This window comes from Methylobacterium sp. Leaf465 (assembly GCF_001424705.1).
GTDB lineage: Bacteria > Pseudomonadota > Alphaproteobacteria > Rhizobiales > Beijerinckiaceae > Methylobacterium.
Window position 1 is genome coordinate 444,974 of sequence record NZ_LMRA01000001.1, and the last position, 25,683, is coordinate 470,656.

Here is a 25,683-nt window from a genome sequence, read left to right on the forward strand (position 1 = left end):
CCCGCCGCGTGGGCCATCCCCACGGGCTCGGGTGACGCGGTGCCGAGCGGCCTCGGCCGCGACGTCCCGACGAAGCCTGCCCAGGCCTCGGGCCGCGGCGCCGGCGATGCGGCCCCCGGTTTACACCCGGAAACAAAAATCCCGGCTTGAAACCTCGATTGCGTCGCGGCGTCACGGCTACAGAGGAACCGGTGGCATGCGACCACCGTGGTACACCAGCCTGAACGCGATCGCGTGGGAGCCGCATGGGCCTCGTCCAGTATGCTCTGAAGTTCCGCATCACGATCTACGTGCTGGCCGTGCTGATGATGCTCGGCGGCGCGGCGGCGGTCGTGGTCGCGCCCAAGGACGTGCTGCCCACCGTGGATATCCCGGTGGTCGTGGTGGTGTGGACCTACAACGGCCTGTCGACCTCCGAGATGGAGCGTCGCATCACGACCTACGCGGAGTTCTCGCTCTCGAACAACGTCAACAACATCGCCCGGATGGAATCGACGACCCTGCAGGGCACGGCGATCCAGAAGATCTACTTCGACGGCGCGGTGAGCATCGATCTGGCCATCGCGCAGGTCGTCTCGGCGATGAACTCGATCCGCGCGACGATGCCGCCCGGGGTGCAGCCCCCCATCGTCCTGCGCTTCTCGGCCTCCTCGGTGCCGGTGATCCAGCTCGCGCTCTCGTCCGACCGGGAGAGCCTGACCAAGGTCTTCGACTACGCCCAGTATCGCATCCGCCAGCGCCTGACCCAGGTGCCGGGCTCGACCCTGCCCTCGCCCTTCGGCGGCACCCCGCGCCAGATCATGGTCGATCTCGACCTGCACGCCCTCCAGGCCCTCGGGCTCACGGCGCTGGACGTCACCAACGCGGTGACGGCCCAGAACCTGACGATCCCCTCCGGCCTCGCCAAGATCGGCGAGCAGCAATACCCGGTGCAGCTCAACGCCTCGCCCGAGGCGATCGAGGCCCTGAACCAGATCCCCATCAAGGTGGTGGGCGGCCAGCCGATCCTGGTGCGCGACGTCGCCAACGTGCGCGACGGCGGCCCGCCGCAGGTCAACATCGTGCGCGCGGACGGCCTGCATTCGGTGCTGATGCGCATCTTCAAGAACGGCACCGCCTCGACGCTGGATGTCGTCAACAACGTGAAGAAGGCGCTGCCCGACATCCAGGCCGCCGCCCCCGAGGGCATGAGCCTGAAGCCGCTGTTCGACCAGTCGGTCTTCGTCTCCGCCGCCATCGAGGGCGTGATCCACGAGGCGATCATCGCGGCGGGCCTGACGGGCCTCACCATCCTGCTGTTCCTCGGGTCGTGGCGCTCCACCATCGTGGTGCTGGTCTCGATCCCGCTCTCGATCCTGACCTCCCTGGCGATCCTGGCGGCGCTCGGCGAGACCATCAACGTGATGACGCTGGGCGGCCTCGCCCTGGCGGTCGGCATCCTGGTCGACGATGCGACGGTGGCGATCGAGAACACCTACCGGCTGTTTGAGGAGGGCGAGCCCTTCCGCAAGTCGGTGGTAGAGGGCGCGGCCGGCATCGCCAAGCCGGCACTGATCTCGACCCTGTCGATCTGCGCCGCCTTCGTCTCGGTCTTCGCCCTCACGGACACGCCGAAATACCTGTTCACGCCCCAGGCCCTGGCGGTCGTGTTCGCCATGCTGACCTCCTACGTCCTGTCGCGCACCCTGGTCCCGGTGCTGATCGACGTGCTGGTGGCGCGGGAATACGACGCCAAGCACGGGGCGGGCGCCGCGCCGCGGCGGGGACGCGTCGCCCGCGCCCTCGCGTGGATCGGCGGCCCGGTCTTTCGGCTGGCCGGCTGGGTCCGCCACGGCTTCGAGGCGCGGTTCGCGCGCTTCCAGCGCGGCTATCTCGGCCTGCTCCACGTCGTCGTCGCCCGCCGCGCCGCGACGCTGACCCTGGTGGCCGTCGTCTTCGCCACCACCGCCGGGCTCTTCGTCTTCGTGGGGCAGGACTACTTCCCGCAGGTCGCCTCGAGCCAGATGACCCTGCATCTGCGGACGCGGCCCGGCATGCGCATCGAGACGGCCGAGCAGGTCTTCGCCCAGGTCGAGAACGTGGTCCGCGAGGTGATCCCCGAGGGCGAGATCGACCAGATCCTCGACAATATCGGCCTGCCGGCGAACAACTACAATTTCGCGTTCTCGGACGGTTCGTTCGTCGCCTACAACGACGGCCAGATGCTCATCAACCTCAAGGAGGGCCACGGTTCGGTGGCGGATTACACCAAGCGCCTGCGCGAGGTCTTGCGCGAGCGTTTCCCCGACGTGGTGTTCTACTTCCAGCCCTCGGACATCATCACCCAGATCCTGAACTTCGGCACCCTGGCGCAGATCGACATCCAGGTCTCGGGCCGCAACACCGCCAAGGACCTCGAGGTGGCCCAGAGCATCGTCCGCCGCCTGAAGGCGGTGCGCGGGGCGGTCGACGTGCACCTGCACCAGATCGTCGGCACGCCGCAATTCTTCGTCGACGTCGACCGGCGGCTCGCCTCGGAGCTCGGGCTGACCCAGCAGCAGATCGCCCAGGGGCTGAACGTCTCGCTGTCGGGCTCGTTTCAGGTGACGCCGAACTTCTGGACCGACCCGAAGACCGGCATCCCCTACCAGCTCTGGGTGCAGACGCCGGAATACCGCAACGACTCGCTCACCGCGCTCCAGAACACGCCGCTCCTCGTCAACGGCAATGCGGATGCGCCGGGCGTGCTGACGCTCCTCTCCAGCGTCTCGACCCTGCGCCGCGAGGGGTCGCAGACGGTGATCAACCACGTCAACACCCAGCCGACCTTCAACGTCTACGCAGCGGTGCAGGACAGCGATCTCGGCTCGGTGTCGAAGGCGATCCGCCAGATCGTCGCCGAGGAGCAGAAGGCCCTGCCGGCCCCCGACAAGATCACGGTCCGGGGCCAGATCGAGAACATGGAATCGGCCTTCTTCCGGCTTCAGGTCGGCCTCGCGATCGCCCTGGTGGCGGTCTACCTGCTGATGGCGGTGAACTTCCAGAGCTGGGGCGATCCCTTCGTGGTGCTGGCCGCCCTGCCGCTGGCCTTCTGCGGCATCGTCGCGAGCCTGTTCATCACCGGGACGACGTTCTCGATTCCCTCGCTCTTCGGGGCGATCATGTCGGTGGGCATCGCCTCCGCGAACTCGATCCTGCTGGTGACCTTCGCCAAGGAGCATCGCGAGGCCACGGGATGCGGCGCCGTCGAGGCGGCCCTGCTCGCCGGCGAGACCCGCCTGCGGCCGGTGCTGATGACCGCGAGCGCGATGTTCCTCGGCCTGATCCCGATGGCCCTCGGCACGGGCGAGGGCGGCGAGCAGAACGCGGCTTTGGCCCGGGCCGTCATGGGCGGCATCGCCATCGGCACGCCGGCGACGCTGCTCTTCGTGCCGTTCCTGTACACGCTCCTGCGCCGGGGCGCGGTCAAGCCGCTGGAGGATTACGCGTGAGCCGTTGGCGGGTCTGGAACAGGGATGGCAGGATGAGGCCCGGTTCGGCGATGGGACAGGCGTGATGCATCAGACCCACGATCCGTCCGACATCCCGCCGCCGCCCGGCAAGGCACCGTTCGTGATCGCCGCCCTGGCGGCCATCGGCCTCCTCGCCTGGGGCGGCTACGGCCAGATGCAGCGGCGCGCCGCCGCCTCCGAGACCCAGCGCAAGGTGAACAGCTTCGTGCCGGTGGTGCGCACCGCCACCGCGGAGCGGGCGGACAAGCCCATCGACATCACCCTGCCGGGGCAGACCGACGCCTTCGCCAAGGCGGCCCTCTACGCCCGCGCCACCGGCTACATCGCCGAGCGCCGGGTCGATATCGGCAGCCGTGTCCGCCAGGGCGACATCCTGATGCGCATCGCGGCGCCCGACCTCGACCAGCAGCTGGCCCAGGCGGAGGCGCAGACGGGACAGCTCGAGGCCGCGCTCCTCCAGGCCCGGTCCATGGTCGACCAGGCCAAGGCCAATGTGAACCTCGCCAACGTCACCAACAGCCGCACCACGACGCTGGCCGGCCAGGGCTGGGCCTCGAAGCAGAACGCGGACAATTCCCAGGCCAGCGTGCTCAGCCAGGCCGCGACCCTCGCCTCGGCGGAAGCCGGCGTGAAGGTGGCCCAGGCCAACATCAAGGCCCAGGCGGCCACGGTGGAGCGCCTGCGGGCGCTCACCGGCTTCAAGGACATCATCGCGCCCTTCGACGGCGTGGTGACCCAGCGCGGCGTCGATGTCGGCGACCTCGTGCACGCCGACGGCACAGGGACCGCCCTGCTTTCCATGGACCGCGACGACATCCTGCGCGTCTCGGTCAACGTACCCCAGAACGTCGCCGTCGGGGTGAAGCCGGGGGTGGATGCGTCCATCAAGGTGCCGCAGATCGCCGACCGGACCTTCTCGGGCAAGGTCGAGCGCAGCTCGGTGGCGCTGCTGACCTCGTCGCGCACCCTGACGGCGCAGGTCGACGTCCCGAACACCGACGGCGCCCTGCGGGCCGGGCTCTACGTCTACGTCACCCTGAAGGTGCCGCGCACCGAACCGAACGTGCGGGTGCCGGCCGAGACCCTCGTCTTCAACCAGCGCGGCACCCAGGTGGCGGTGGCCCGCGACGACGGCACGGCACAGTGGCGCACGGTGACGATCCGGCGCGACCTCGGTACCACGGTGGAGCTCGACCAGGGCCTGGAGGGCGGCGAGGAGATCGTACTCAGCCCCCCCGCCGACCTGCAGGACGGCCAGAAGATCGAGCGCAAGCCGCCGACCGCCGACGGCAAGCCGCTGAAATCGGCCGCGCGCTGAGGGCAGGCCCCCGGTTGCGCCGGCCCGCCCCGGCGTAGACAAGGCGGTCCCGGCGTCGCGCCAGCGACCCGCAGCGGACCCCTTCATGCCGGCCCCTCCCCACGCCGAGTCGCGCGACGGCTCCCGCTTCGCCTCGATCGCCGCGGCCATCACCTGCGTGGCGGTGGTCGGCATCGGCCTTAGCCTGACGATCCCGCTGCTCTCCATCGAGATGGCGCGCATGGGCGCGTCGAGCACCCTGATCGGGGTGAACACCGCCGTGGCGGGCCTCGCGGCCATCCTGACGGTGCCGTTCGTACCGCGCCTGGCGGCCCGGCTCGGCGTGCTGCCGCTCCTCGTGGGCGCCATCGTCCTCGGCGCCCTCTGCCTCGTCGCCTTCAAGCTCCTCCAGGGCATCGCCTGGTGGTTCGTGCTGCGCTTCGTGTTTTCCACGAGCCTCGGCGCCCTGTTCGTGCTCTCGGAGTTCTGGATCAACGCGGCGGCCCCGCCGGAGCGGCGCGGCCTGGTGATGGGCGTCTACGCCACGGTCCTGGCGCTGGGCTTCGCGGTGGGACCGACCCTGCTCACCGTCCTGGGGACGCAGGGCTACGCGCCCTATCTCGGCGGGGCCGGCCTGTTCCTCGTCGCCCTGGTCCCCCTCCTGCTGGCCCGGGGCCTGTCCCCGGTGATCGGACACGGCGCGTCGCGCCCCTTCCACGCCTATCTGCGCCTCGCGCCCGCCGCCACCGCGGCAGCCCTGGTCTACGGGGCGGTGGAGACCGGCGGCTTCGCGATCCTGCCCCTCTACGGCCTGCGCCTCGGCTACGACGCCGAGACGGCGGCCGGCCTCGTCAGTGCGCTGGCGCTGGGCAACGTCCTCTTCCAGATCCCCTTCGGCTGGCTCGCCGACCGGGTCGACCGGCGCCTCGTCCTGCTCATGGCCGGGCTCGGCGGGGCCCTCGGGTCGATGCTGATACCCCTGGCATCGACCTGGTTTCCGGCCCTCCTCGGATTGCTCTTCCTGTGGGGCGGCATCGCCGGGACGCTCTACACCGTGGGCCTCGCCCATCTCGGCGCCACCGTGCGGGGGCCGGAACTGGCGGGGGCCAACGCCGCCTTCGTGGTCCTCTACAATGTCGGTCTGATGCTCGGTCCGCCGCTCATCGGCGGGGGGATGGACCTGATCCCGCCCCAGGGGTTCGCCTACAGCCTCTGCCTGCTGTTCCTGGGCTACGCGATGGTCGTCGCCCTGGGCATCGTCCGGCATCCGACGTATGAGGCGCCTTGACGAATCCCGGCCGATGGGGCAATCACCCGCCGGTATTCAGCCGGCCACCGCCGGCCCTTTTGCGTTTCGCTGATGCGGAATGCCGCGATCACAGGAGCGCCGCGTCCATGGCCAAGGCCGTCACCGTTAAAGTCAAGCTGATCTCGACCGCCGACACGGGTTACTTCTACGTCACCAAGAAGAACTCCCGTACGCAGACCGAGAAGCTGTCGATGAAGAAGTACGACCCCGTCGTGCGCAAGCATGTCGACTTCAAGGAAACCAAGATCAAGTAAGCCCGCCGGCGCCTCGCGCCGCATCGGTGTCTTCGAGGCCGTTTCTCCGGGTGGGGAAGCGGCCTTTTCGTTTGCGCCGCGGGACGGTTGATGTGCTGCCCCGTTCGGGCGATGGAGAGCCCTCGGCGCTCCCACCCGCAGGATGAGTTCATGGCAGACGATCTGGACCGCACCTTCGACGTCGATCTGTTCGTCATCGGCGGCGGCTCCGGCGGCGTCCGGGCGGCCCGCATCGCGGCCGGCTACGGCGCCCGGGTCCAGCTCGCCGAGGAGTACCGGGTCGGCGGCACCTGCGTGATCCGCGGCTGCGTGCCGAAGAAGCTCATGGTCTATGCCGGGCGCTTCGCCGACGAATTCGAGGATGCCGCCGGCTTCGGCTGGTCGGTGCCCGAGCCGCGCTTCGACTGGCGCATCCTGAAGGCCCGGCGCGATGCCGAGGTGACGCGCCTGGAGGGCATCTACGACGCCAATCTCGGCCGGGCCGGCGTCACCGTCATCCCCGAACGGGCGGTGATCGAGGATGCGCACACCGTGCGCCTCGTCGGATCGGACCGCCGCGTCACCGCCCGCTTCATCCTCGTCGCGGTCGGGGCCCATCCGGTCAAGGAGCCGCTGATCCCGGGCGCCGAGCTCGCCATCACCTCCAACGAGGTCTTCGAACTGGAAACGCTGCCCGAGCGCATCCTCGTGGTGGGCGGCGGCTACATCGCCGTCGAGTTCGCCGGCGTCTTCGCCCATCTGGGCAGCCGCACCACCCTGCTGCACCGGGGCGACCGGCTCCTGCGGGGCTTCGACGACGAGCTCCGCGACGCCCTCGGCGAAGCCTATGCCAAGCGCATGGACCTGCGCCTCAACCGCACGGTGGAGCGCCTCGACCAGGCCGGGAGCGGCATCCGCGTCACCCTCGACGACGGCAGCACCCTGGAGGTCGATCAGGTCCTGACGGCCACGGGCCGGCGCCCCAACATCGCCGGCCTCGGTCTCGAGGCGATCGGGATCGCCCCCGATGCCCGCGGCGCGATCCCGGTCGACGCCTTCTCGCAGACCCGCGTGCCGTCGATCTACGCGGTCGGCGACGTCACCGACCGAGCTGCGCTGACCCCGATCGCGATTCGCGAGGGCCACGCCTTCGCCGACACGGTGTTCGGCGACACGCCGTGGTGCGTCGACCACGGCCTCATCCCCACGGCCGTCTTCTCGACCCCGGAGATCGGGGTCGTTGGCCACAACGAGGATGTGGCCCGTGACCTCTACGGCACCATCGACGTATACCGCTCGCATTTTCGCCCGATGAAGGCGACCCTGTCCGGCCGCGACGAGCGCGTGCTGATGAAGGTCGTGGTGGACCGCGCCAGCGACCGCGTCGTCGGCGTCCACGTCCTCGGCCACGATGCCGGCGAGATCATTCAGGCCGTGGGCATCGCCGTCACCATGGGCGCCACCAAGGCGGATTTCGACCGCACCATCGCGGTGCATCCCACGGCCGGCGAGGAGCTCGTCACCATGCGCAGCCCCGTGGTGACGAAGCATCCGGTGGGCGTCGGCTAGCGCCCCGGGGGCCGGGATCCCCGCGTCCGATCCGCCACCTGGACAAGCTCGAGGATCGACCGCCGGTCAGCCCGGCGGCCACTTGAAGTCGTCGGCCCGGCCGGGCTGGGGCAGGGGGGCGGCGCCCCGCACCAGGGCGCGCTCGACGGTGCCCGAGGGATCGGCGTCGCGGGGGCGTCCGCTGATCAGCGTCCCCCCCGGCGTCACCTCGGCGCGGCCGAGGGGCACCACCGGGCCGGCGAGGGGCTTGACCGGCAGGGCCGGGATGCCGGGCGGCTCCGGCAGGCTCGGGAGCATCGCGGTGATCTGCCGGTCGATGGCGGCGGCATCGTCGAGCTTGGCCGCCTCGCCTTCCAGCGGCGGCTGCGGCGCCACCGCCACGGGGGCGGCGAGCGCCGGCTGGGCCGGCGGCGCACCCGTGCCCATCATCCGCTTCAGCTCGACGTCGGCGAAATGCGCCATTTTGCGCGCGCCCGCCTTGGTGAAGTGGACACCGTCCGCCGTGCGCAGCTTGGCTTCCTGACCTTCCAGGTCGGGCCCCGTCGCGGTGTAGCGGTTGCGGTCGTCGACGAAGCCGGGCCAGATATCGACGTAGGTCTGGCCGGCCTTGGCCACGCGCTCGCGGTAGATGTCGTTGATCGCGGCGATGTCCTTCGTCAGGGATTCGCTGCGCATGGGCGGAGCCCCGACCCAGATCAGCGGGATCTTCGCGTCCGTGAACACCTTGATCAGGGCGTCGACGCGCTCGGCATAGAGGGTGCGCCAGCGGTCGCTCAAGGGATCGAGGGTCTGGTCTCCCTCCCGGATGGGTTGGCGATCGTTCGATCCCATCATGACGAGGGCATAGGTGGTCTTCGGGTTGGCCTTCAGGAACTCCTCGGCGGCCTTCGGCCAGTCGACCACGTCCTTCCGCACGAGGCCGCTATCGGCCTTCGAGCGATCCACCACGCCGATCTCCGTATTGTCTTCGAAGACGTTCGACAGGCCGCCGCCGAGGTGGCCGGCCAGGGTATCGCCGAAGACCGCGATCCGCGTCGTCGGCTCGACCTTCGGTGCGACCGGCTTCGGCTGGGCCACGACCGGGGCCGGGCGGGGACGGCGCCGGACGGCGCGCCCGTCATCGTGGCTTGAGCGCCCGTCATCGGCATAGCCCCGATTGCGCGGCGGCGCCGGGCGGGCGCTCGGCACGGGGGCGACCTGGGGCGGAGCGGGGCGATCCTCCCAGGGCCAGTAGAACTGGCGCGGCGCCTCCTGGGGCGGAGGCGCGTAGCGCCGGTTCGCCTGGCGGGCGGCGTAGCCGTCGTCGTCCCGGTAATAGTCCCGGGCCCGGCGGCGGGGGGATTGGTAATCGCCGCCCCGGGGCGCGTCGTAGGAATCGCCCCATTGCGCACAGGCCGGCCCGGCGCCGGCGAGGAGCAGGGACAGACCGGAGAGGAAACACCAGGCCGCGCGCGATGCCGGCAAGGTCATGGGACGCCTCGATCAATCGGACCGGAGGACCGGTCGGGTGGCCGACACCTTAGAGGAGGATGCCGCCGAGGTCTAAGGCCGCCCCCGCAGGTGTTCCAGCAACCGCGGCGTCGCGTAGCCGTCCGCCGGTAGGCCCTCGGCGATCTGGTACTGCCGCACCGCCTCCCGCAGCTTTGGTCCGGCGCGCCCGTCCGCCTCGCCCGCGTAAAGGCCGCGCTCCGTGAGGCCCGCCTGGAGGGCTTGCAGCCCCGCCTTGTCGAGGCGGGCGTCGCGGACCGGCCAGGGCGCGGCGAGGACCGGCTCGCCGGCCAGTCGGTCGGCGAGATGCCCCACCGCCAACGCGTAGGAATCCGAGGTGTTGTAGGCGCGGACCACCTCGAAATTGTCGGTGATCAGGAAGACCGGCCCCCCGAGGCCGCCCGGCAGGAACAGGCTGGCGGTGCCCGCATCCGGCAGGGCCTGACCGTCGGTGCGTCGAACCCCGCGCCGGGCAAAATCCACGAGCCCGCCGCGATAGCGGGCGAGATCGAACCCCACCGGCAGGGTGACCGCGTAGCCCCAGGAGAAGGCCGGGTTCCAGCCCAGGGTCTTGAGGTAGGCGGCGATGGAGGCCAGGGCGTCCGCTTCCGATCCCCAGATGTCGCGGTGCCCGTCGCCGTCGAAATCCACCGCGTGGACCAGGAAACTGGACGGCAGGAACTGCACCTGCCCCATGGCCCCGGCCCAGGAACCCTTCATGTGCTCCGGCGTGACGTCGCCCCGCTCCAGGATGGTGAGGGCGGCCAGGAGTTCATCGCGGAACAGCGTGCCGCGGAACCGCGCCTCCGCCAGGGTCGCGAGGGCCCGGATCGTCGGGACGCTGCCGCCGCTTGCGCCGAAATCCGACTCGACGCCCCAGAACGCCAGCACGATCCAGCGCGGCACGCCGTAGCGCGCCTCGATCCGCGCGAGGACGGACGCGAGCCGCTTGGCGTGGGCCTGCCCCCGGGCGATCCGGCCGGGCGAGACTGCGCCGACGAGGTAGTCCCAGACCGGACGCCCGAACTCGCCCTGCTTGCGCGTGCGGGCGAGGATGTCGGGATCGGGTCCGGACATCCCCGCGAAGGCCGCCGAGAAGGTCCGGGCCGAGACGCCCCGCGCCTCGGCCTCCGGTCGCAGCGCGGCGATGAAGGCGGCGAAGCGGGACTGTGCTTCCGCCGACGTTGCGGGCGGTACAGGCTGACCGCCCGCCGCCAGCACCGTTCCGGCCCCGAGCATGCCCGCAAGGGCGAGCGGCGCCCAGCCCCTCACAGACGGTTGCGCCGGGTCAGGGTCTCTTCCCAGGCGAAAGCCTGGGCGACGATCCGGTCGAGGTCGTCGTTCTGCGGCGTCCAGCCGAGATCGCGGATGCGCTGGGCCTCGGCGACGATCTGGGCCGGATCGCCGGGACGGCGCGGCGAGAGCCGAACCTCGAAGTCGCGTCCCGAGACCCGCTTGACCACGTCGATCACCTCGAGGACCGAGTAGCCGCGCCCGTAGCCGCAGTTCAGGGTCAGGCTCTCGCCGCCGGACCGCAGATGGTTCAGGGCGACGCGATGGGCCTCGGCGAGGTCGGAAACCTGGATGTAGTCCCGCAGGCACGAACCATCCCGCGTCGGGTAATCGGTGCCGAAGACCTCGAGATGCGTCCGCTGCCCGAGGGCGGCCTGGGTCGCGACCTTGATGAGGTGGGTGGCGTTGGGCGTCGATTGCCCCGTGCGGCCCCGCGGGTCGGCTCCGGCCACGTTGAAGTAGCGCAGGATGACGTAGGAGAAGCCGTGGGCCTTGGCCGCATCGGCGATCATCCACTCGCTCATCAGTTTGGAGCGTCCGTACGGATTAATCGGCGACGGCCGCAGATCCTCCGGAACCGGCACGACCTCCGGCTCGCCGTAGACCGCAGCCGTCGAGGAGAAGATCACGTGCTTGACCCCGCAGCGAACCGCCGTTTCGATCAAGGCCCGGGTCTTGACGGTATTGGCCAAGTAATACTGCAGGGGATCCGCGACCGAATCCGGCACGACGATGCGCGCGGCGAAGTGCGCGATGGCGTCGATACGATGCTGGAGGATGACTTCCGTGAGGAGCGACTGGTCGGCGACATCGCCGATGACGAGCTTCACCTCAGGTGGAAGCGCCCAGTCGAACCCGGTTGAAAGGTCGTCGAGGACCACAACCTCCTCGTGCCCGGCGTCGAGCAGTGCCAGCACCATGTGGCTGCCGATATAGCCCGCACCGCCCGTCACAAGAACCGCCATGACACCTTCCCCCCAAACGTTTCACTGACGATATATCGGAAAACGAGCTTGTCGGTTATGCCCGTTACGTCGATGGCTCTATCGCCTTCCCTGGGCGGAGGCTGTACCGAGGCAACGTCAATCCACTCGGGGTTTTCCTCACCTCCCCTCGCTACCGGGTCTCGCTTGATGAAACCGATTCGCAAAGCCGTCCTGCCCGTCGCCGGCTTGGGCACCCGCTTCCTTCCGGCCACCAAGGCCGTTCCGAAGGAGATGCTCACCGTCGTCGACCGGCCGGTCGTTCAGCACGTCGTCGACGAGGCCCGCGAAGCGGGGATCGAGCACTTCATCTTCGTCACGGGACGCGGCAAGGCGGTCATCGAAGACCACTTCGACGTTGCCTTCGAGCTCGACCGAATGCTGCAGGAGCGGGGCAAGACCGAGGCCTACGAGGCCCTGAAGCGCGACCTCCCGGCCGCGGGCCAGACCAGCTTCACCCGCCAGCAATCGCCGCTCGGCCTCGGGCACGCCGTCTGGTGCGCCCGCGAGATCGTCGGCGACGAGCCCTTCGCGGTGCTGCTGCCCGATATGCTGAGCCGCGGCTGCATGCAGCAGATGCTCTCCGCCTACGAGCGCCACGGCGGCAACGTCATCGCGGTCGAGGAGGTGAAGCCCGAGGAGACGCACCAGTACGGCATCGTCGGCGTCGGCCAGACCTTCGGCCAGACCTTCGAGATCAACGGCATGGTGGAGAAGCCGAAGGCCGGCACCGCGCCCTCGAACTTCATCATCTCCGGGCGCTACATCCTCCAGCCCGAGATCTTCGACATCCTGTCGGCGGGGGAGACGGGCGCCGGCGGCGAGATCCAACTCACCGACGCCATGATCAAGCTCGCCAAGGACCAGGCCTTCTTCGGCATGCACTACCAGGGCCGGACCTACGATACCGGCTCGAAGCTCGGATTCCTCACCGCGAACATCGCCTACGCCCTCGAGCGCAAGGACCTCTCGGAGGCCCTTAAGGCCGAAATCGCGCAGCTTCTGAGCGAGCACTGAGATCGCGCCCCGGCGCGGCCTGCTCGGTGCCTCAGGGAACGCCGAGCCCAAGCTCCAGAAAACGAGTTGAACGATGTGCAAAGGCCTTGATTTTTGTGCGTCGCACTTTAGATTGTGCGTTGCGGGACCGCGATGGCGTCGCGGTTCGGCAGCCCTTCTTGGGCGTTTCCTCCCTAGACTTCGGGCCGCTCTTCGGAGCGGCCTTTTTTTGTACCTGCTCCGGACGGTGCAGACGGACGCCCCAGGCACGACGCGCCTTGGGCTCCGCGGGCGACCCGGGGTTCGGGCGCGCGATCACGCGCGCACGCATGCCTGTGAAACGGGTGGAAGGATTTGCACGCGATCCGGCATTCGGGATCGCGGAGCGAGGGCTCGGCCTCAGGCCGCAGGATATCGGTGGAGGCGCCTCTGGAAGGCGCGCGAGCCGGCCGCGCCTAGGGCTGCGGTCGGCTCGCGGGACGACGGACGCGACGGCGCCGGCGGGTCGTTTCAGTTCAGGTAGGTCCGGATCCAGTTCGGCGACAGCACCTCGCCATCCTCCGTGATGATCCAGGGCTGCTTGGCCGGATCGGACAGGGCGCCGGCGGCAGCCTCGATGGCCTCACGCAGGGTCCGGTAGCGCGCAGGCTGAGCGAGGGGAGCCGGAACCGGAGCGGTACGCCAGATCGTCAGATCGGCGGGACGTTCCAGGGCTTGGGTTTCCATGTGTGTGTTCCTTTGATCGTGAGGGTCGTTCCCCGCGATGCCGGCTGCCCGGCGAAAGGTCTGTACGACCTCGAACCTGAACATTTGCTGCGGGACGTCTATCCGGGTGAATGGAAGCATCTCTAAGGCAGCTTTGAGGTCATTTCAGACAGGGATGAAATGCTCATCCGCACCTGAACGCTCCCTCCCTCATACAAACCGCACCGTTGCTGATCAGCGCGCAGAATATGGCTGCTTTTGGACGCCCTCTCGTTCTGTTTGTCGCCTCGGCTGACAATGTCGAGCCGTTGTTTATCTTTCGCCAAAACGGGTTTCGGTGTGCTGACGCACCCTGGCCCGTCACGGTACCGAGCCAGTTGAAGGCCATTGCGTCACCGCCCAGTTAATGGCGATGCGACGCGATGCGGTTTTCGCAGCATGGTGAAGAGGATGACACATGCCCGATCGGTCTCCCCCGCGGCCGGCGGATCGCTTCCTGCGCTGGGCCGCGGCTGCAGCCCTCGGCCTGCTCGCGCTCTTCGTGGCGCAGCCCTACCTGACCGGCTTCCTGTTTTCGGCGGACACCGCGCGGGCGATCACCGCCCGCGGCGATCTGGCGCCCGCCGAGACGGCGACGGTGGAGCTTTTCGCCCGCGCCAGCCCGTCCGTGGTTCATGTCTTCGTGCAGGCCGCGGCCCAGGGGCGGGCCCTGATGGGGGTCGACAACGAGGGCGGTGAGCCGGGCGGGGGCTCGCAGACCGGGACCGGTTTCATCTGGGATGCGGCCGGGCACATCGTCACCAACAACCACGTGGTCGCGGCGGCTGCGCAGGGTGGGGGCGCCATCGCGGTCCGCCTGTCCTCCGGCGAGGTCGTGTCGGCGAGCCTCGTCGGCGCTGCCCCGAGCTACGATCTGGCCGTCATTCGCCTGGGGCGCACCACCGCGGCCCTGCAGCCCCTGGCCATTGGCACTTCGGCCGACCTCAAGGTCGGCCAGTCGGTCTTCGCCATCGGCAACCCGTTCGGCCTCGACCACACCCTGACCACCGGCGTGATCAGCGCCCTGCAGCGTCGCCTGCCCACCAGCGCGGGACGCGAGCTTTCCGGCGTCATCCAGACCGATGCGGCGATCAACCCGGGCAATTCCGGCGGTCCGCTCCTCGACTCCGCCGGGCGCCTCATCGGCGTGAACACCGCCATCTTCTCGCCCTCCGGGGCGAGCGCCGGCATCGGCTTCGCGATCCCGGTCGATGTCGTGAACCGGGTCGTGCCCGAACTCATCCGCAACGGACGGACGCGCAATCCCGGCATCGGCATCATCGCGGGGCAGGAGGCGACCGCGGCCCGCCTCGGAATCGACGGGGTGGTGGTCCTGCGCGTGCTGCGCGGCTCTCCGGCCGCCGCGGCCGGCCTGCAGGGCGTCGACGCGCAGACGGGCGAGATCGGCGACATCATCGTGGGGGCCGGCGACCGGCCGGTCCACCGCCTCGCCGATCTCACCGCCGCCATGGAGGCGGCCGGTCTCGGCGCCTCGGTCGACCTGATCGTGGAGCGGGACGGGCGCACGCGCCGGGTCCGCGTCACCACCACGGACGTGGCGGAGAGCCGGCTCTGAGGCCGGGCCCTCGTCACGCCGCGCAGCGCTCGCTAAAGCGACCCATCGCCCAGTGAAAGTGACCCATGGTCAGCCACCGCCCCTCCTGCGCCGTCCTGCTCTGGCTGGCCGGTGTCCTCGCCGCCGGTGCCGCCGAGCGCACAAAGCCCCATCTCTGCCCGGAGAATGCCCCCGAGGGCGTCCGCCTGCCGCCCCAGCCCGGCTGCGCCGCGGCGGGCCCGAAGCCGGCAGCGCCGGACAGCCAGGGGTTCCGTGACGTCGGCGGGGTGAAGCTGCGCGTCGGCGGCCGGATCGGTGCCGAGTACGGGTTCGCCCGGTGACGTTCCTTGCCGGAGCGGTCGCGCTCCTTCTCCTGTGGTGGTTCGGGCGGAACCTGAAGATCCGCCATCCGGCCCTGACGGCGCGCGTCCTGCGGCAGGTGGGGGGCTACGCCGCCCTCGCGCTGGCGGCCCTCTTCCTGGTGCGGGGCCGGCTCGAGTTCGCCATCCTGCTCGGGGGCGGTGCCATCTGGCTGCTGGAGGGGTCGGCGGCCTTGAACCGCCGGATCCGGGGCCTTGCCGCCCGCTACGATCCGCGCCGACTCTCGGGGGCTACCATCCGCTTCGATGCGGCGGGGGAGGGGATCGCCCTGGCAGGTCCCTATGCCGGCCAACCCCTGTCGGTAATTCCTTTGCCCGCCCTCGTCGCCCTGTTCGGACGCGATGCCGACACCGCCCGTCGGCTAGAGGCGTATCTCGACCGCCGGCATCCCGGTTGGCGTGTAGACGCTCAGGGCAATCCCGACCCGGGGCCGCGCCGCGCGGCGTATCCAGGGGCGATGACGGAGCAGGAGGCCTATGAGATCCTGGGGCTTGAGCGCGGGGCGTCCCTGGAGCAGGTCCGAACGGCTCACCGGACGCTGATGAAGCGGCTGCACCCCGACCAAGGAGGCACGGCCGAGCAGGCGGCCCGCGTCAACGCGGCCCGTGACAGGCTTAACAACCGACATCGCTGATACTCCACGCGCGTTGTCAGACAGGGAATGTCGAGAGTACGGCCGTCCGGCGATACGAACCGGGCGCCCGTGTCCTGAGCCGGAACGCCCGAAGGGGCGCCGGCCCCTTGCGAACCCGTCAGCGCGAACTCAGCTGCGGGTGGCGAAGCAATTGAAGCCGTTGCGCTTCAGCGCGTTGCAGGCATCCTGTGCGCTGTCCTGCTCGGCGAAGCCCGAGAACCGGGCGCGGAACAGGGTCGCGCCGCCATGCTCGACCTTCACCGTATAGGGCGAAGCCTTCGAGAGCGCGCCGCCGGCCCGGCTGCGGGCCTCGGACAGCATGGATTTCGCTTTGTCCTCGTCGTCCATGGCGCCGAGCTGGATGACCCAGGCCGTGGGGGTGATCCGCGCGCCGGAAACCGGTTTCGCCGCCTCGGCGCGAGGACCGTCGATGGACGCCAAGCGGGCATCGCTCTTGCCGCCGGCCGGGAAGGCGGCCTGGCCGCCCGCCGGCGCATAGGCCTGCGCCGAGGATGGGAGCGCGCCGGAGCGCCACTTCATGCCGGCGCTGCCGGGCGTCATGGTGGCGGTGCGGGCGGGGCTGATATCGAGAGGCTGGCCAGCGCGCAGGGTCGACGCCGTGGTCTCAACATCCTCGTCGTCGGCGGAAGCCACCTGCGTCCGGGTGCGCGAGGCGCCGTCGGCGACCACGGCCGGGCGGGCGCGCTCCGCGACCTCGATGGTCGAAGGAGCCTGGCGGGCACCGGCATAGGCGCGGGGCAGGGACTGGCGGACGAGGTCGGCCATGATCCGGTCGCGACTGGCGCCGGATTTGCCGCCCAGCACGATCGCCACGATCTGACGGTCGTCGAGCTTGGCCGCCGTCATCAGGTTGAAGCCGGAATCGCGGGTGTAGCCGGTCTTGATCCCGTCCACGCCCTGAACATTGCCGAGGAGGCGGTTGTGATTGCCGATGACCCGGCCGCGGAAGGCGAAGGAGCGGGTCTGGAAGTACTTGTAATAGCGCGGGAAGCGATCCTGGATCGCCCGAGCGAGGATCGTGAGATCGCGCGCCGTGGTGATCTGGTCGGCATCCGGCAGACCGGAGGCATTGGCATAGTGGGTGCGGCTCATGCCGAGGGCCTTGGCCTTCTGCGTCATCATCTCGGCGAAGCGGGGTTCCGAGCCGGCGATGTTCTCGCCGATGGCACAGGCCACATCGTTGGCCGACTTCGTCACGATCGCCTTGATCGCGTCCTCGACCTCGATGGTGGAACCCGGCCGCAGGCCGAGCTTCGAGGGGGCCTGGGAGGCCGCGAAGGACGAGATGGTGAGCGGCGACTCGAGGGTGTAGCGTCCGCGCTCCAGCTGTTCGAACAGCATGTAGAGCGTCATCACCTTGGTGATGGAGGCCGGGTGGCGCAGCGAATCCTCGTTGATCGCGTGCAGCGTCTTGCCGGTCTTCACGTCCACCACCATGGCGGCGTAGGGCGGATTGTAGCCGCCACCGCCGCCACCGCGGTGATGATGGCCACGTCGCGCCTCGGCCGGGGAGGCGAGGGCGGCCAGGACGGCGGCTGCGGCGATCGCGGCCGAGAGGGCAGGCACCCGGCCGACGCGGGGAGTATGGCTACGCATCACGACTCACTGCCTCGACATGCACGACCCGCGGGCCGGCTTGCACCGCAACATCTCGGCGGGGGTGCGGCCGTGCCGCCGTAACCCCGCAACATCTGTCAATCAGGCTAGGTGGACGCAGTTACGGCCCGGTTAATGCAGCGAGACCAATTCGCCGGATCCGACCGTCATATTGCGATGCAATATATCGCTTGACGTCTTATGTTGCATCGCACACAAAAGGCCCCGGCCGGTCTCGGCCTCGCGGGCAATGGCCCGACACATCAGGGTAAGCCCCGCGGGGGCGGAAGGATCGTCAGATGACGCAGATGTACGAGAAGGCCGCCGAGATGAACAAGGCCGGCCTCGCCACGGTGATGAAGAGCGTCTCCTCGCTCGCCAAGACCCATCAGACCGCCAGCATCGAGATGGCCGATTTCGCCAAGGAATCCTACAGCGCCGGCGCCGCGGCGATAAAGAAGCTCGCCACCGCGCGCACGCTCCAGTCCGCCCTGGAGATCCAGGCCGAGTACCTCAAGGCGTCCTACGAGCGCCTCCAGAACCAGGCCAAGGTGATGACCGACCTGTACCAGGGCCTCGCCCAGGAGGTCGGCGCGCCGCTCCAGACCAAGGCGCCGTTCGACCTCAAGATTTTCTTCGATCCGAAGACCTTGTTCGATCCGAAGACGTTCTTCAATCCGAAGGCCTTCGATTTCAAGGCTTTCCCAAAGCTTCCCGGCTTCTCCATTGCCGACCAGAAGGCAGCCTGACACACGGCTTTCCCGCGTCGGGCGAACGGTCCCGACGCGAGCCCAGACGTTTTGCCAGTCCGGCCCCCGTGCGATCGATCGCACGGGGGCATTTTCGTGTTCGGGACCGGGCGATCGCGGAACACCGTCCGGGCGGTTCGGAACGCCGGTCCGCGGCCGTCTCGGACAAGTGCGCGCAGCCGACTGGCGAAGCAGCCGATGGCCCTATAGATTACCAGCGATGCGAGCGCGCCTCGCCGGCGCGACCCGCGGATGAAGCAGCCACCAAGCAGCATGCCGCACCAAGGGGTCGATGCGATTCAGATGACCGACGTCCTGATACGGGGCAGCGAATCCTCACGCGCGGACGGCCCCGAGACCTTCACGCTCCAGCGTCGCGTCACCGATGTGCGGGCGACGGACGAGCCACGCGAACCGGGTGGTACGGATGACGGCCGGTCCGGAACCGCCATCATCACCCGCACCAAGCCGAAGACCAAGCGACCGAGCCTCTACCGGGTTCTCTTGCTGAACGACGACTACACTCCCCAGGAGTTCGTCGTCCACGTCGTCGAGAAATTCTTCAACAAGTCGCAGGAAGTCGCGTTTCAGATCATGATGCACGTACACCACAACGGTGTCGGCGAGTGCGGGATCTTCACGTACGAAGTTGCGGAGACCAAGGTGACGCAGGTCATGGACTTCGCCCGCAAACACCAACATCCTCTCCAGTGCGTTATGGAAAAGAAATAGGCACCCCACACAGAGGCCACGCTTTGCCCAGCTTCTCTCGCAGCCTAGAACAAGCTCTCCACCGCGCCCTGGCGCTCGCCGGCGAGCGCCGGCACGAATATGCGACGCTGGAGCATCTCCTGCTCGCCCTCGTGGACGATCAGGACGCGGCCGCGGTCATGCGGGCCTGCAACGTCGAGGTCGACACCCTCAAGCGCAGCCTCGTCGAGTACGTCGACACCGAGTTGTCGAACCTCATCGGGGACGGCCGCCAGGATGCCAAGCCGACGGCCGGCTTCCAGCGCGTGATCCAGCGTGCCGTGATCCACGTGCAGTCCTCCGGGCGCGAGGAGGTCACCGGCGCGAACGTGCTGGTGGCGATCTTCGCCGAGCGCGAGAGCCATGCCGCGTACTTCCTGCAGGAGCAGGACATGACGCGCTACGACGCGGTCAACTACATCAGCCACGGCATCGCCAAGCGCCCGGGCGCCTCCGAGGCCAAGCCCGTGCGCGGCGCGGACGAGGAATCCGCCTCCGAGCGTCCGAGCGGCGACGAGGGCGAGGGCCGCGCGAAGAAGAAGGGCGATGCCCTCGAGGCCTACTGCGTCAACCTGAACAAGAAGGCCCGCGACGGGCGGATCGACCCGCTGATCGGCCGCGAGGCGGAGGTGCAGCGCACGATCCAGATCCTGTGCCGCCGCCAGAAGAACAACCCGCTCCTCGTGGGCGAGCCCGGCGTCGGCAAGACCGCCATCGCCGAGGGCCTGGCGCGAAAGATCATCAACAAGGAGGTGCCCGAGGTCCTCATCGAGGCCACGGTCTTCTCCCTCGACATGGGCACCCTGCTGGCGGGCACCCGCTACCGGGGCGATTTCGAGGAGCGCCTGAAGCAGGTGATGAAGGAGATCGAGGCGCACCCGAACGCGGTGCTCTTCATCGACGAGATCCACACGGTGATCGGCGCCGGGGCGACCTCCGGCGGGGCGATGGACGCCTCGAACCTCCTGAAACCCGCCTTGGCCAACGGCTCCCTGCGCTGCATCGGCTCGACCACCTACAAGGAGTACCGCCAGTACTTCGAGAAGGACCGCGCCCTGGTGCGCCGCTTCCAGAAGATCGACGTCAACGAGCCGTCGATCCCCGACGCGATCGAGATCGTGAAGGGTCTGAAGCCGTATTTCGAGGAGTTCCACAAGCTGAAGTACACCACTGAGGCCGTGAAGGCCGCGGTCGAGCTGTCGGCGCGCTACATCAACGACCGCAAGCTTCCGGACAAGGCGATCGACGTCATCGACGAGACCGGCGCCTCGCAGATGCTGGTGCCGGAAGCGCGCCGCAAGCGAACCATCGGCGTCAAGGAGATCGAGGCGACCATCGCCACGATGGCCCGCATCCCGCCGAAGACCGTCTCGAAGGACGACGCGGTGGTTCTCAAGAACCTCACCGAGAACCTGAAGCGCGTCGTCTACGGCCAGCCCAACGCCATCGACGCGCTGACCTCGGCGATCAAGCTGGCCCGCGCGGGCCTGCGCGATCCCGACAAGCCGATCGGCTCGTACCTGTTCGCGGGACCGACCGGCGTCGGCAAGACCGAGGCCGCCAAGCAGCTCGCCGCGTCCCTCGGCGTCGAGATGCTGCGTTTCGACATGTCGGAGTACATGGAGCGGCACACGGTCAGCCGCCTCATCGGCGCGCCCCCCGGCTATGTCGGGTTCGACCAGGGCGGCCTGCTCACCGACGGCATCGACCAGCACCCGCATTGCGTGCTGCTGCTCGACGAGATCGAGAAGGCGCATCCGGACCTGTTCAACATCCTGTTGCAGGTCATGGACCACGGCAAGCTCACCGACCACAACGGCAAGCAGGTCGATTTCCGCAACGTGATCATCATCATGACCACGAATGCGGGCGCCTCCGACCTCGCGCGCTCGGCCTACGGTTTCACCCAGGCCAAGCGCACGGGCGACGATGTCGAGGCGATCAACAAGCTGTTCGCGCCGGAATTCCGCAATCGTCTCGACGCGATCATCTCCTTCGGGCACCTGCCGAAGGATGTGGTGGCGAAGGTGGTCGACAAGTTCGTCCTCCAGCTCGAGGCCCAGCTCGCCGACCGCAACGTCACCATCGAGCTCTCCGACGAGGCGCGGGAGTGGCTGACCGAGAACGGCTACGACGACGCGATGGGCGCCCGCCCGATGGCCCGACTCATCCAGTCGACCATCAAGACCCCGCTGGCCGACGAGGTGCTGTTCGGGCGCTTGAAGGACGGCGGCGCAGTGCAGGTCGTCCTGCGCAAGGGCGAGGGCGCGGAGAAGGACGGGCTCGCCTTCGAGTTTCCGGCCGGTCCGGTCACGCCGAAGCCGGAGAAGGACGTGGCCAACGCAGCCAAGAAGCACAAGCGCACCAAGGCCAAGGCCTCGGCGCGCAAGACGAACGACAAGCGCGACGACAAGGGCGGCCCGAGCGGCGGCTCCGGCGTCCGCACCGTTCCGAAGGTGCCGCTGGTCAAGGCCTGAAAGGTCGGGGCCTGAGATCCGCCAAGTCTGTTGGCTAGGCCAGACAGGCCCAGTCGAAGCGGCCCCTCCCCGACGGGAGGGGCCGTTCTTTCATGTCCTCAGGGCGGCGGAAAACCGCATCCGGCGGTCGACACGCGGGCGCCGGATGGTTAGCAAGCGCGGGAATGGAGAGCGGGCACTGCGAGAGACTGGCCGGATACGCTTCCCCATCGCTGAGATCGGTTGAGGAGGGGCGTCCCCGATGAACGACTTGCATGAGGGTCCCCTCACGCCTATCGCGACCAAGCAGGCCCCCTCACCGAAACTCACGGCTCGGGAGCAGCGCCGGCTGCGGCGCCGGCGCCGGCGCCGCGGCGAGGAGATCCTGGGCTGGATCCTGGTTCCGCTGATCGTCTTCGGGATCTACTGGGGCGTGACCGCGAGCCTCGATTTCCTCGGGACTTCGCCGGGCCAGCTCTGGGACCAGCTGATGCAGGTCAAGGCGATGATGGAGAAGCGAAGCTGATACGGACGCCGGTCGATCGAACCGGCGCCGGTATCCTCCTGACCTGCGCGGCGCTCGTGCGAAGCACCGACGCCGGCTTCCCGAGGGAATCGCCGGCATCGAGCTCGGGCGATCAGCTCCGCCGCAGGGCGTGGATCGAGAACAGCCGGCCGGGATCGGTCCAGACCGCCTCGGCGCGCCAGCCTGCCTCGGCCGCCAGGGCCCGGAAGCGCTCAACCGTATACTTGTAGCTGTTCTCGGTGTGGATCGTCTCACCCTCGGCGAAAGCGATGTCGCGGTCCGCGATGCGGATGGTCTGCGCCTTCAGACTGACGAGGTGCATCTCAATGCGGGAGGCCTCGGGGTTGAAGAAGGCGCGGTGGGCGAAGGCGTCGAGATCGACCTCGGCACCGAGTTCGCTGCGCATCCGCACGAGCAGGTTTCGGTTAAAGGCCGCGGTCACGCCGGCCGCATCGTCGTAGGCGGCATCCAGCACCGCCTTCTCCTTCACGAGGTCGACGCCGATGATCAGGGTGGCGCCGGCCCCGAGCACCCGCCCGAAATGCGCGAGCAGCCGGGTCGCCTGCGGCGGCTCGAAATTGCCGATGGTGGAGCCGGGGAAGAACCCGGCCACGGGGCCGTCCGACAGGCCGGCCGGCAGGGTGAAGGCGCGGGTGAAATCGGCCGCCACGGGGGTGATCGTCAGGTTCGGGAAATCCCGGGCCAGGGCCTCGGCCTCACTCCGGAGAAAGCTCTCCGAGACATCGACCGGAACGTAGGCGGCGAGATCCGGCCGGTGCACCATCAGGCGCCGGACCTTCACGGTCGAGCCGCTGCCGAGCTCGACGAGGTTCGCCCGGGCCGGGAGGGTCGCGGCGATGGCCGCCCCCTGGGCGTCGAGGATGCCGAGCTCCGTGCGGGTCGGATAATATTCCGGCTGCCGGGTGATGGCCTCGAACAGATCCGAGCCCGCCGCGTCGTAGAAATACTTCGCCGACAGGAATTTCTGGGGTGCCGAGAGACCAGCCAGGACATCGTCCAGGAACTGACGCTCGGCATCGATGGCCGCGATCGGGGTCGCGTCCGTGAAGACGGGGTTGATGGTCAAGGAACGTCTCCGGTTACGCGACGATTCAGGGACGGGTCTTGGATCAGGACCGGGCGTCCGACAGGCGCAGGCCCGTGAACTGCCAGCGCTGATGGGGATAGAAGAAGTTGCGGTAGCCGACCCGCGCATGGCCCTGCGGGGTCGCCACCGAGGAGCCGCGCAGGACGAACTGGTTCGACATGAACTTGCCGTTGTACTCGCCGAGCGCGCCGTCCACCGGGCGGTAGCCCGGGTAGGCGGTGTAGGCGCTGCGGGTCCATTGCCAGACCAGCCCGAAGGCGTCGGGCAGCAGGTCCTCACGGGCCGCCACCTCCCACTCGAACTCGGTGGGCAGGTCTCGCCCGGCCCAGCGGGCATAGGCATCGGCCTCGTAGTAGCTGATATGGGTGACGGGCAGGTCGGGATCGACCGGCCGAATGCCGGCGAGCGTCATGCTCGCCCACCCGCCCTCAGCCTCGCGCCAGTAGCCCGGCGCCTCCCACCCTTCGGCCTGGGCGGCGATCCAGCCATCCGAGAGCCAGAGCTCCGGTCGCGCGTAGCCACCATCGGCCATGAAGTCGCGCCACTGCCCGTTGGTGACCAGGGCCCGGTCGATGGTGCCGCCCTGGATCAGCGCATCGTGGCGCGGCGACTCGTTGTCGAAGGAGAAGCCCTCACCGGCATGACCGATGGGCACGATGCCCCGGCGCAGCTCCGCCCGCCCCCCTGCGCTCTGGGGCCGGGGAAAGCGCCAATCCGCGTCGTAGGCCGGTCCGAGGGGATTCTGGGCGAAGGCGTGCAGGATGTCGGTGACCAGCAATTCCTGGTGCTGCTGCTCGTGATAGAGCCCGATCTCGAGGACCGGAAGCACCGCCTCGAGGGCGCTGGCGGACGCCTGACTCAGGAGGGCGTCGACCGAGCGGTCGACATGCGCGCGGTAGGCGGCGACCTCGTCCGCCGTCGGGCGGGTGATCAGCCCGCGCATGATCCGCGGCTGACGGGGGCCGGCGGCGACGTAGTACGAGTTGAACAGGTAGTGCAGCCGCTCGTCGTAGATGGCGTAGCCTGGCAGGTGCTCGCGCAACAGGAACTGCTCGAAGAACCATGTCGTGTGCGCGCGATGCCACTTCGTCGGACTGGCATCCGCCATCGACTGGATTTGCTGGTCCTCGGGCGAAAGCGGTGCCGCCCGGCGCTCGGTCTCGTCGCGGACATGGTGGAAGGCCGCGATCCAGGCCGCGCGATCCACCGGCGTCGCCGAGAGGGGCGGGGGCGGGAAGGCCGATCGAACGGCCTCGGCCGCAGAGGTCTCGCGAAACGCTGCCGTCGCTGCCATGGCGGCCACTCCCATATCCGAACCCGCAAACCTAAACGTGAGAGGGGAGATATGGCCGCGGCGGCATTCGGCAACGGAGGCCGAGCGGGGTCCTTCGTCGCGGCCACGCTCGCACCGCCGGATCGATCGCCTTTTTCCGGCCACGGTGACCTCCCCTTAACCCTCCGGAGCCGACACTTCGCCGTTCACGCGGGACAGTCGGGCCGGACTCGGATGCGGATCGATCTCATGGCAGGAGCGACCACGGCGGCCGTGGCACGGAGCGTGGCGCCGGCGCCCACCATCCTGGTGTTCGACTCCGGGCTGGGCGGGCTGACGGTGCTGGAGCAGGTCCGGCGCGCCCGACCGGATGCCGCCTACGTCTACGCCGCCGACGATGCCGCCTTCCCGTATGGCCGCCTGTCCGAGCCGGTGCTGGTCGAGCGGGTGCTTGGGGTCATGGAGCGCCTGATCGGCCTGCACGCGCCGGACCTCGTGGTGGTGGCCTGCAACACCGCCTCGACCCTGGTGCTGCCCGCCCTGCGCCAGCGCTTCGCCACCCCCTTCGTCGGCGTCGTACCGCCGATCAAGCCGGCCGCGGAGGCGACCCGCTCGCGGGTGGTCAGCCTCCTGGCGACCCCCGGCACCGTGGCGCGCGCCTACACCCACGAACTCGTCGAGACCTACGCGAATGCCTGCGCCGTCACCCTGGTGGGCGCCCCGAATCTCGCCGGTTTCGCGGAAGCGGAGCTGGCCGGCCAGCCCGTGGACGACGCGGCCCTGGCCCGCGAGATCGCACCCTGCTTCGTCACCCTGGAGGACGGCCGGCGCACCGACGTGGTCTGCCTCGCTTGCACCCACTACCCCCTGCTCCTCGCCCGGTTCCAGGCCCTCGCCCCCTGGCCCGTGACCTGGATCGACCCGGCCCCGGCCATCGCCCGGCGGGTGACGCAGCTGATCGGGCCGAGCCCCCGCGCCCTGGGCCGGGACGATGCGCCGGTGCTCGGGGCCTTCACGAGCGGTGCCGGCCTCACGGCGCCCCTGCGCCGCTCCCTCGAATCGCGCGGGATCGGACGCGTGGCGGTGGAGGCGATGCCGCTCGGCCTGCAATAGGCGACCGGCAGCCGGCTCGGCATTGACGACGGCGGCCTCGTGCTCTAACGAGACGCCGGTAACGGGGCTCCGACGAGGGGCCCCGATGCTTTTCAAGCGCACCCGTGGGCGGCCATGT

General features: G+C 69.2%; 21 protein-coding genes. 14 read left to right on the forward strand and 7 right to left on the reverse strand.

Annotated elements, in window-relative coordinates; genetic code table 11:
* Window positions 1–245: 245 nt before the first annotated feature.
* The 5 genes from ASG51_RS02040 to gor all read left to right on the forward strand — a co-directional run bounded on the left by ASG51_RS02040 (window position 246) and on the right by gor (window position 7,899).
* Window positions 246–3,470, forward strand: coding sequence for an efflux RND transporter permease subunit (locus ASG51_RS02040; protein WP_056212833.1), 3,225 nt, complete (start codon window positions 246–248; stop codon window positions 3,468–3,470).
* 64 nt (window positions 3,471–3,534) lie between these two features.
* Window positions 3,535–4,809, forward strand: coding sequence for an efflux RND transporter periplasmic adaptor subunit (locus ASG51_RS02045; RefSeq protein ID WP_056378693.1), 1,275 nt, complete (start codon window positions 3,535–3,537; stop codon window positions 4,807–4,809).
* An 85-nt stretch (window positions 4,810–4,894) separates the two neighbouring features.
* Window positions 4,895–6,076, forward strand: coding sequence for an MFS transporter (locus ASG51_RS02050; RefSeq protein ID WP_056212829.1), 1,182 nt, complete (start codon window positions 4,895–4,897; stop codon window positions 6,074–6,076).
* 107 nt (window positions 6,077–6,183) lie between these two features.
* The gene (rpmG, locus tag ASG51_RS02055; RefSeq protein WP_018044575.1) at window positions 6,184–6,351 is read left to right on the forward strand and encodes a 50S ribosomal protein L33; all 168 of its coding nucleotides are present in this window, start codon (window positions 6,184–6,186) and stop codon (window positions 6,349–6,351) included.
* 150 nt (window positions 6,352–6,501) lie between these two features.
* Entirely contained in the window at window positions 6,502–7,899 is a 1,398-nt protein-coding gene (gor, locus tag ASG51_RS02060) for a glutathione-disulfide reductase (protein ID WP_056378695.1), read from the forward strand.
* 66 nt (window positions 7,900–7,965) lie between these two features.
* On the opposite strand, the gene ASG51_RS02065 is transcribed toward gor, so the two are convergent.
* The 3 genes from ASG51_RS02065 to galE form a co-directional block, all read right to left on the reverse strand.
* Complete coding sequence (locus ASG51_RS02065; protein ID WP_056378697.1) at window positions 7,966–9,369, reverse strand: SGNH family hydrolase; 1,404 nt, start codon at window positions 9,367–9,369, stop codon at window positions 7,966–7,968.
* Window positions 9,370–9,441: 72 nt separating this feature from the next.
* Window positions 9,442–10,626, reverse strand: coding sequence for a lytic murein transglycosylase (locus tag ASG51_RS02070; RefSeq protein ID WP_056378699.1), 1,185 nt, complete (start codon window positions 10,624–10,626; stop codon window positions 9,442–9,444).
* Window positions 10,627–10,655: 29 nt separating this feature from the next.
* Window positions 10,656–11,645: a UDP-glucose 4-epimerase GalE gene (gene galE / locus ASG51_RS02075; RefSeq protein ID WP_056378701.1), complete on the reverse strand. Its 990-nt coding sequence runs from the start codon at window positions 11,643–11,645 to the stop codon at window positions 10,656–10,658.
* Between the two features lie 168 nt (window positions 11,646–11,813).
* On the opposite strand from galE, the gene galU reads away from it, so the two are divergent.
* Entirely contained in the window at window positions 11,814–12,680 is an 867-nt protein-coding gene (gene galU / locus ASG51_RS02080; RefSeq protein ID WP_056272316.1) for a UTP--glucose-1-phosphate uridylyltransferase GalU, read from the forward strand.
* 489 nt (window positions 12,681–13,169) lie between these two features.
* Here galU and ASG51_RS02085 read toward each other — a convergent pair whose 3' ends face one another.
* Entirely contained in the window at window positions 13,170–13,385 is a 216-nt protein-coding gene (locus tag ASG51_RS02085) for a hypothetical protein (RefSeq protein ID WP_055953370.1), read from the reverse strand.
* A 436-nt stretch (window positions 13,386–13,821) separates the two neighbouring features.
* On the opposite strand from ASG51_RS02085, the gene ASG51_RS02090 reads away from it, so the two are divergent.
* The 3 genes from ASG51_RS02090 to ASG51_RS02100 all read left to right on the forward strand — a co-directional run bounded on the left by ASG51_RS02090 (window position 13,822) and on the right by ASG51_RS02100 (window position 15,973).
* Window positions 13,822–14,979, forward strand: a complete 1,158-nt coding sequence (locus tag ASG51_RS02090; RefSeq protein WP_056378704.1) for a trypsin-like peptidase domain-containing protein — start codon at window positions 13,822–13,824, stop codon at window positions 14,977–14,979.
* Between the two features lie 65 nt (window positions 14,980–15,044).
* A complete protein-coding gene (locus tag ASG51_RS02095; RefSeq protein WP_056378706.1) occupies window positions 15,045–15,299 on the forward strand; it encodes a hypothetical protein in 255 nt (84 codons plus the stop codon).
* Window positions 15,296–15,973, forward strand: coding sequence for a DnaJ domain-containing protein (locus tag ASG51_RS02100; protein WP_056378708.1), 678 nt, complete (start codon window positions 15,296–15,298; stop codon window positions 15,971–15,973). The genes ASG51_RS02095 and ASG51_RS02100 overlap by 4 nt, the downstream gene beginning before the upstream one ends.
* Before the next feature lie 129 nt (window positions 15,974–16,102).
* Here ASG51_RS02100 and ASG51_RS02105 read toward each other — a convergent pair whose 3' ends face one another.
* On the reverse strand, window positions 16,103–17,590 hold the full coding sequence (locus ASG51_RS02105) for a D-alanyl-D-alanine carboxypeptidase (protein WP_056378710.1): 1,488 nt from the start codon (window positions 17,588–17,590) through the stop codon (window positions 16,103–16,105).
* 299 nt (window positions 17,591–17,889) lie between these two features.
* Here ASG51_RS02105 and ASG51_RS02110 point away from each other — a divergent pair, with 299 nt between their 5' ends.
* From ASG51_RS02110 to ASG51_RS02125, 4 genes are all read left to right on the forward strand, one after another.
* A complete protein-coding gene (locus tag ASG51_RS02110) occupies window positions 17,890–18,339 on the forward strand; it encodes a phasin family protein (RefSeq protein ID WP_082513825.1) in 450 nt (149 codons plus the stop codon).
* A gap of 387 nt (window positions 18,340–18,726) precedes the next feature.
* Window positions 18,727–19,071 (forward strand): ATP-dependent Clp protease adapter ClpS, encoded by a 345-nt coding sequence (clpS, locus tag ASG51_RS02115; RefSeq protein ID WP_055953857.1) that lies wholly within the window; start codon window positions 18,727–18,729, stop codon window positions 19,069–19,071.
* Window positions 19,072–19,094: 23 nt separating this feature from the next.
* The gene (clpA, locus tag ASG51_RS02120; protein WP_056212811.1) at window positions 19,095–21,566 is read left to right on the forward strand and encodes an ATP-dependent Clp protease ATP-binding subunit ClpA; all 2,472 of its coding nucleotides are present in this window, start codon (window positions 19,095–19,097) and stop codon (window positions 21,564–21,566) included.
* A 241-nt stretch (window positions 21,567–21,807) separates the two neighbouring features.
* Complete coding sequence (locus tag ASG51_RS02125; protein ID WP_056212809.1) at window positions 21,808–22,071, forward strand: hypothetical protein; 264 nt, start codon at window positions 21,808–21,810, stop codon at window positions 22,069–22,071.
* A gap of 112 nt (window positions 22,072–22,183) precedes the next feature.
* On the opposite strand, the gene egtD is transcribed toward ASG51_RS02125, so the two are convergent.
* Both egtD and egtB read right to left on the reverse strand, forming a co-directional pair.
* Window positions 22,184–23,152 carry an L-histidine N(alpha)-methyltransferase gene (egtD, locus tag ASG51_RS02130; RefSeq protein WP_244479572.1) on the reverse strand — a complete coding sequence of 323 codons (969 nt, stop codon included), beginning with the start codon at window positions 23,150–23,152 and terminating at the stop codon, window positions 22,184–22,186.
* 49 nt (window positions 23,153–23,201) lie between these two features.
* Window positions 23,202–24,473: an ergothioneine biosynthesis protein EgtB gene (egtB, locus tag ASG51_RS02135; protein ID WP_056212891.1), complete on the reverse strand. Its 1,272-nt coding sequence runs from the start codon at window positions 24,471–24,473 to the stop codon at window positions 23,202–23,204.
* A gap of 213 nt (window positions 24,474–24,686) precedes the next feature.
* On the opposite strand from egtB, the gene murI reads away from it, so the two are divergent.
* The gene (murI, locus tag ASG51_RS02140) at window positions 24,687–25,565 is read left to right on the forward strand and encodes a glutamate racemase (RefSeq protein ID WP_056212805.1); all 879 of its coding nucleotides are present in this window, start codon (window positions 24,687–24,689) and stop codon (window positions 25,563–25,565) included.
* The last annotated feature ends 118 nt before the right edge of the window (window positions 25,566–25,683 follow it).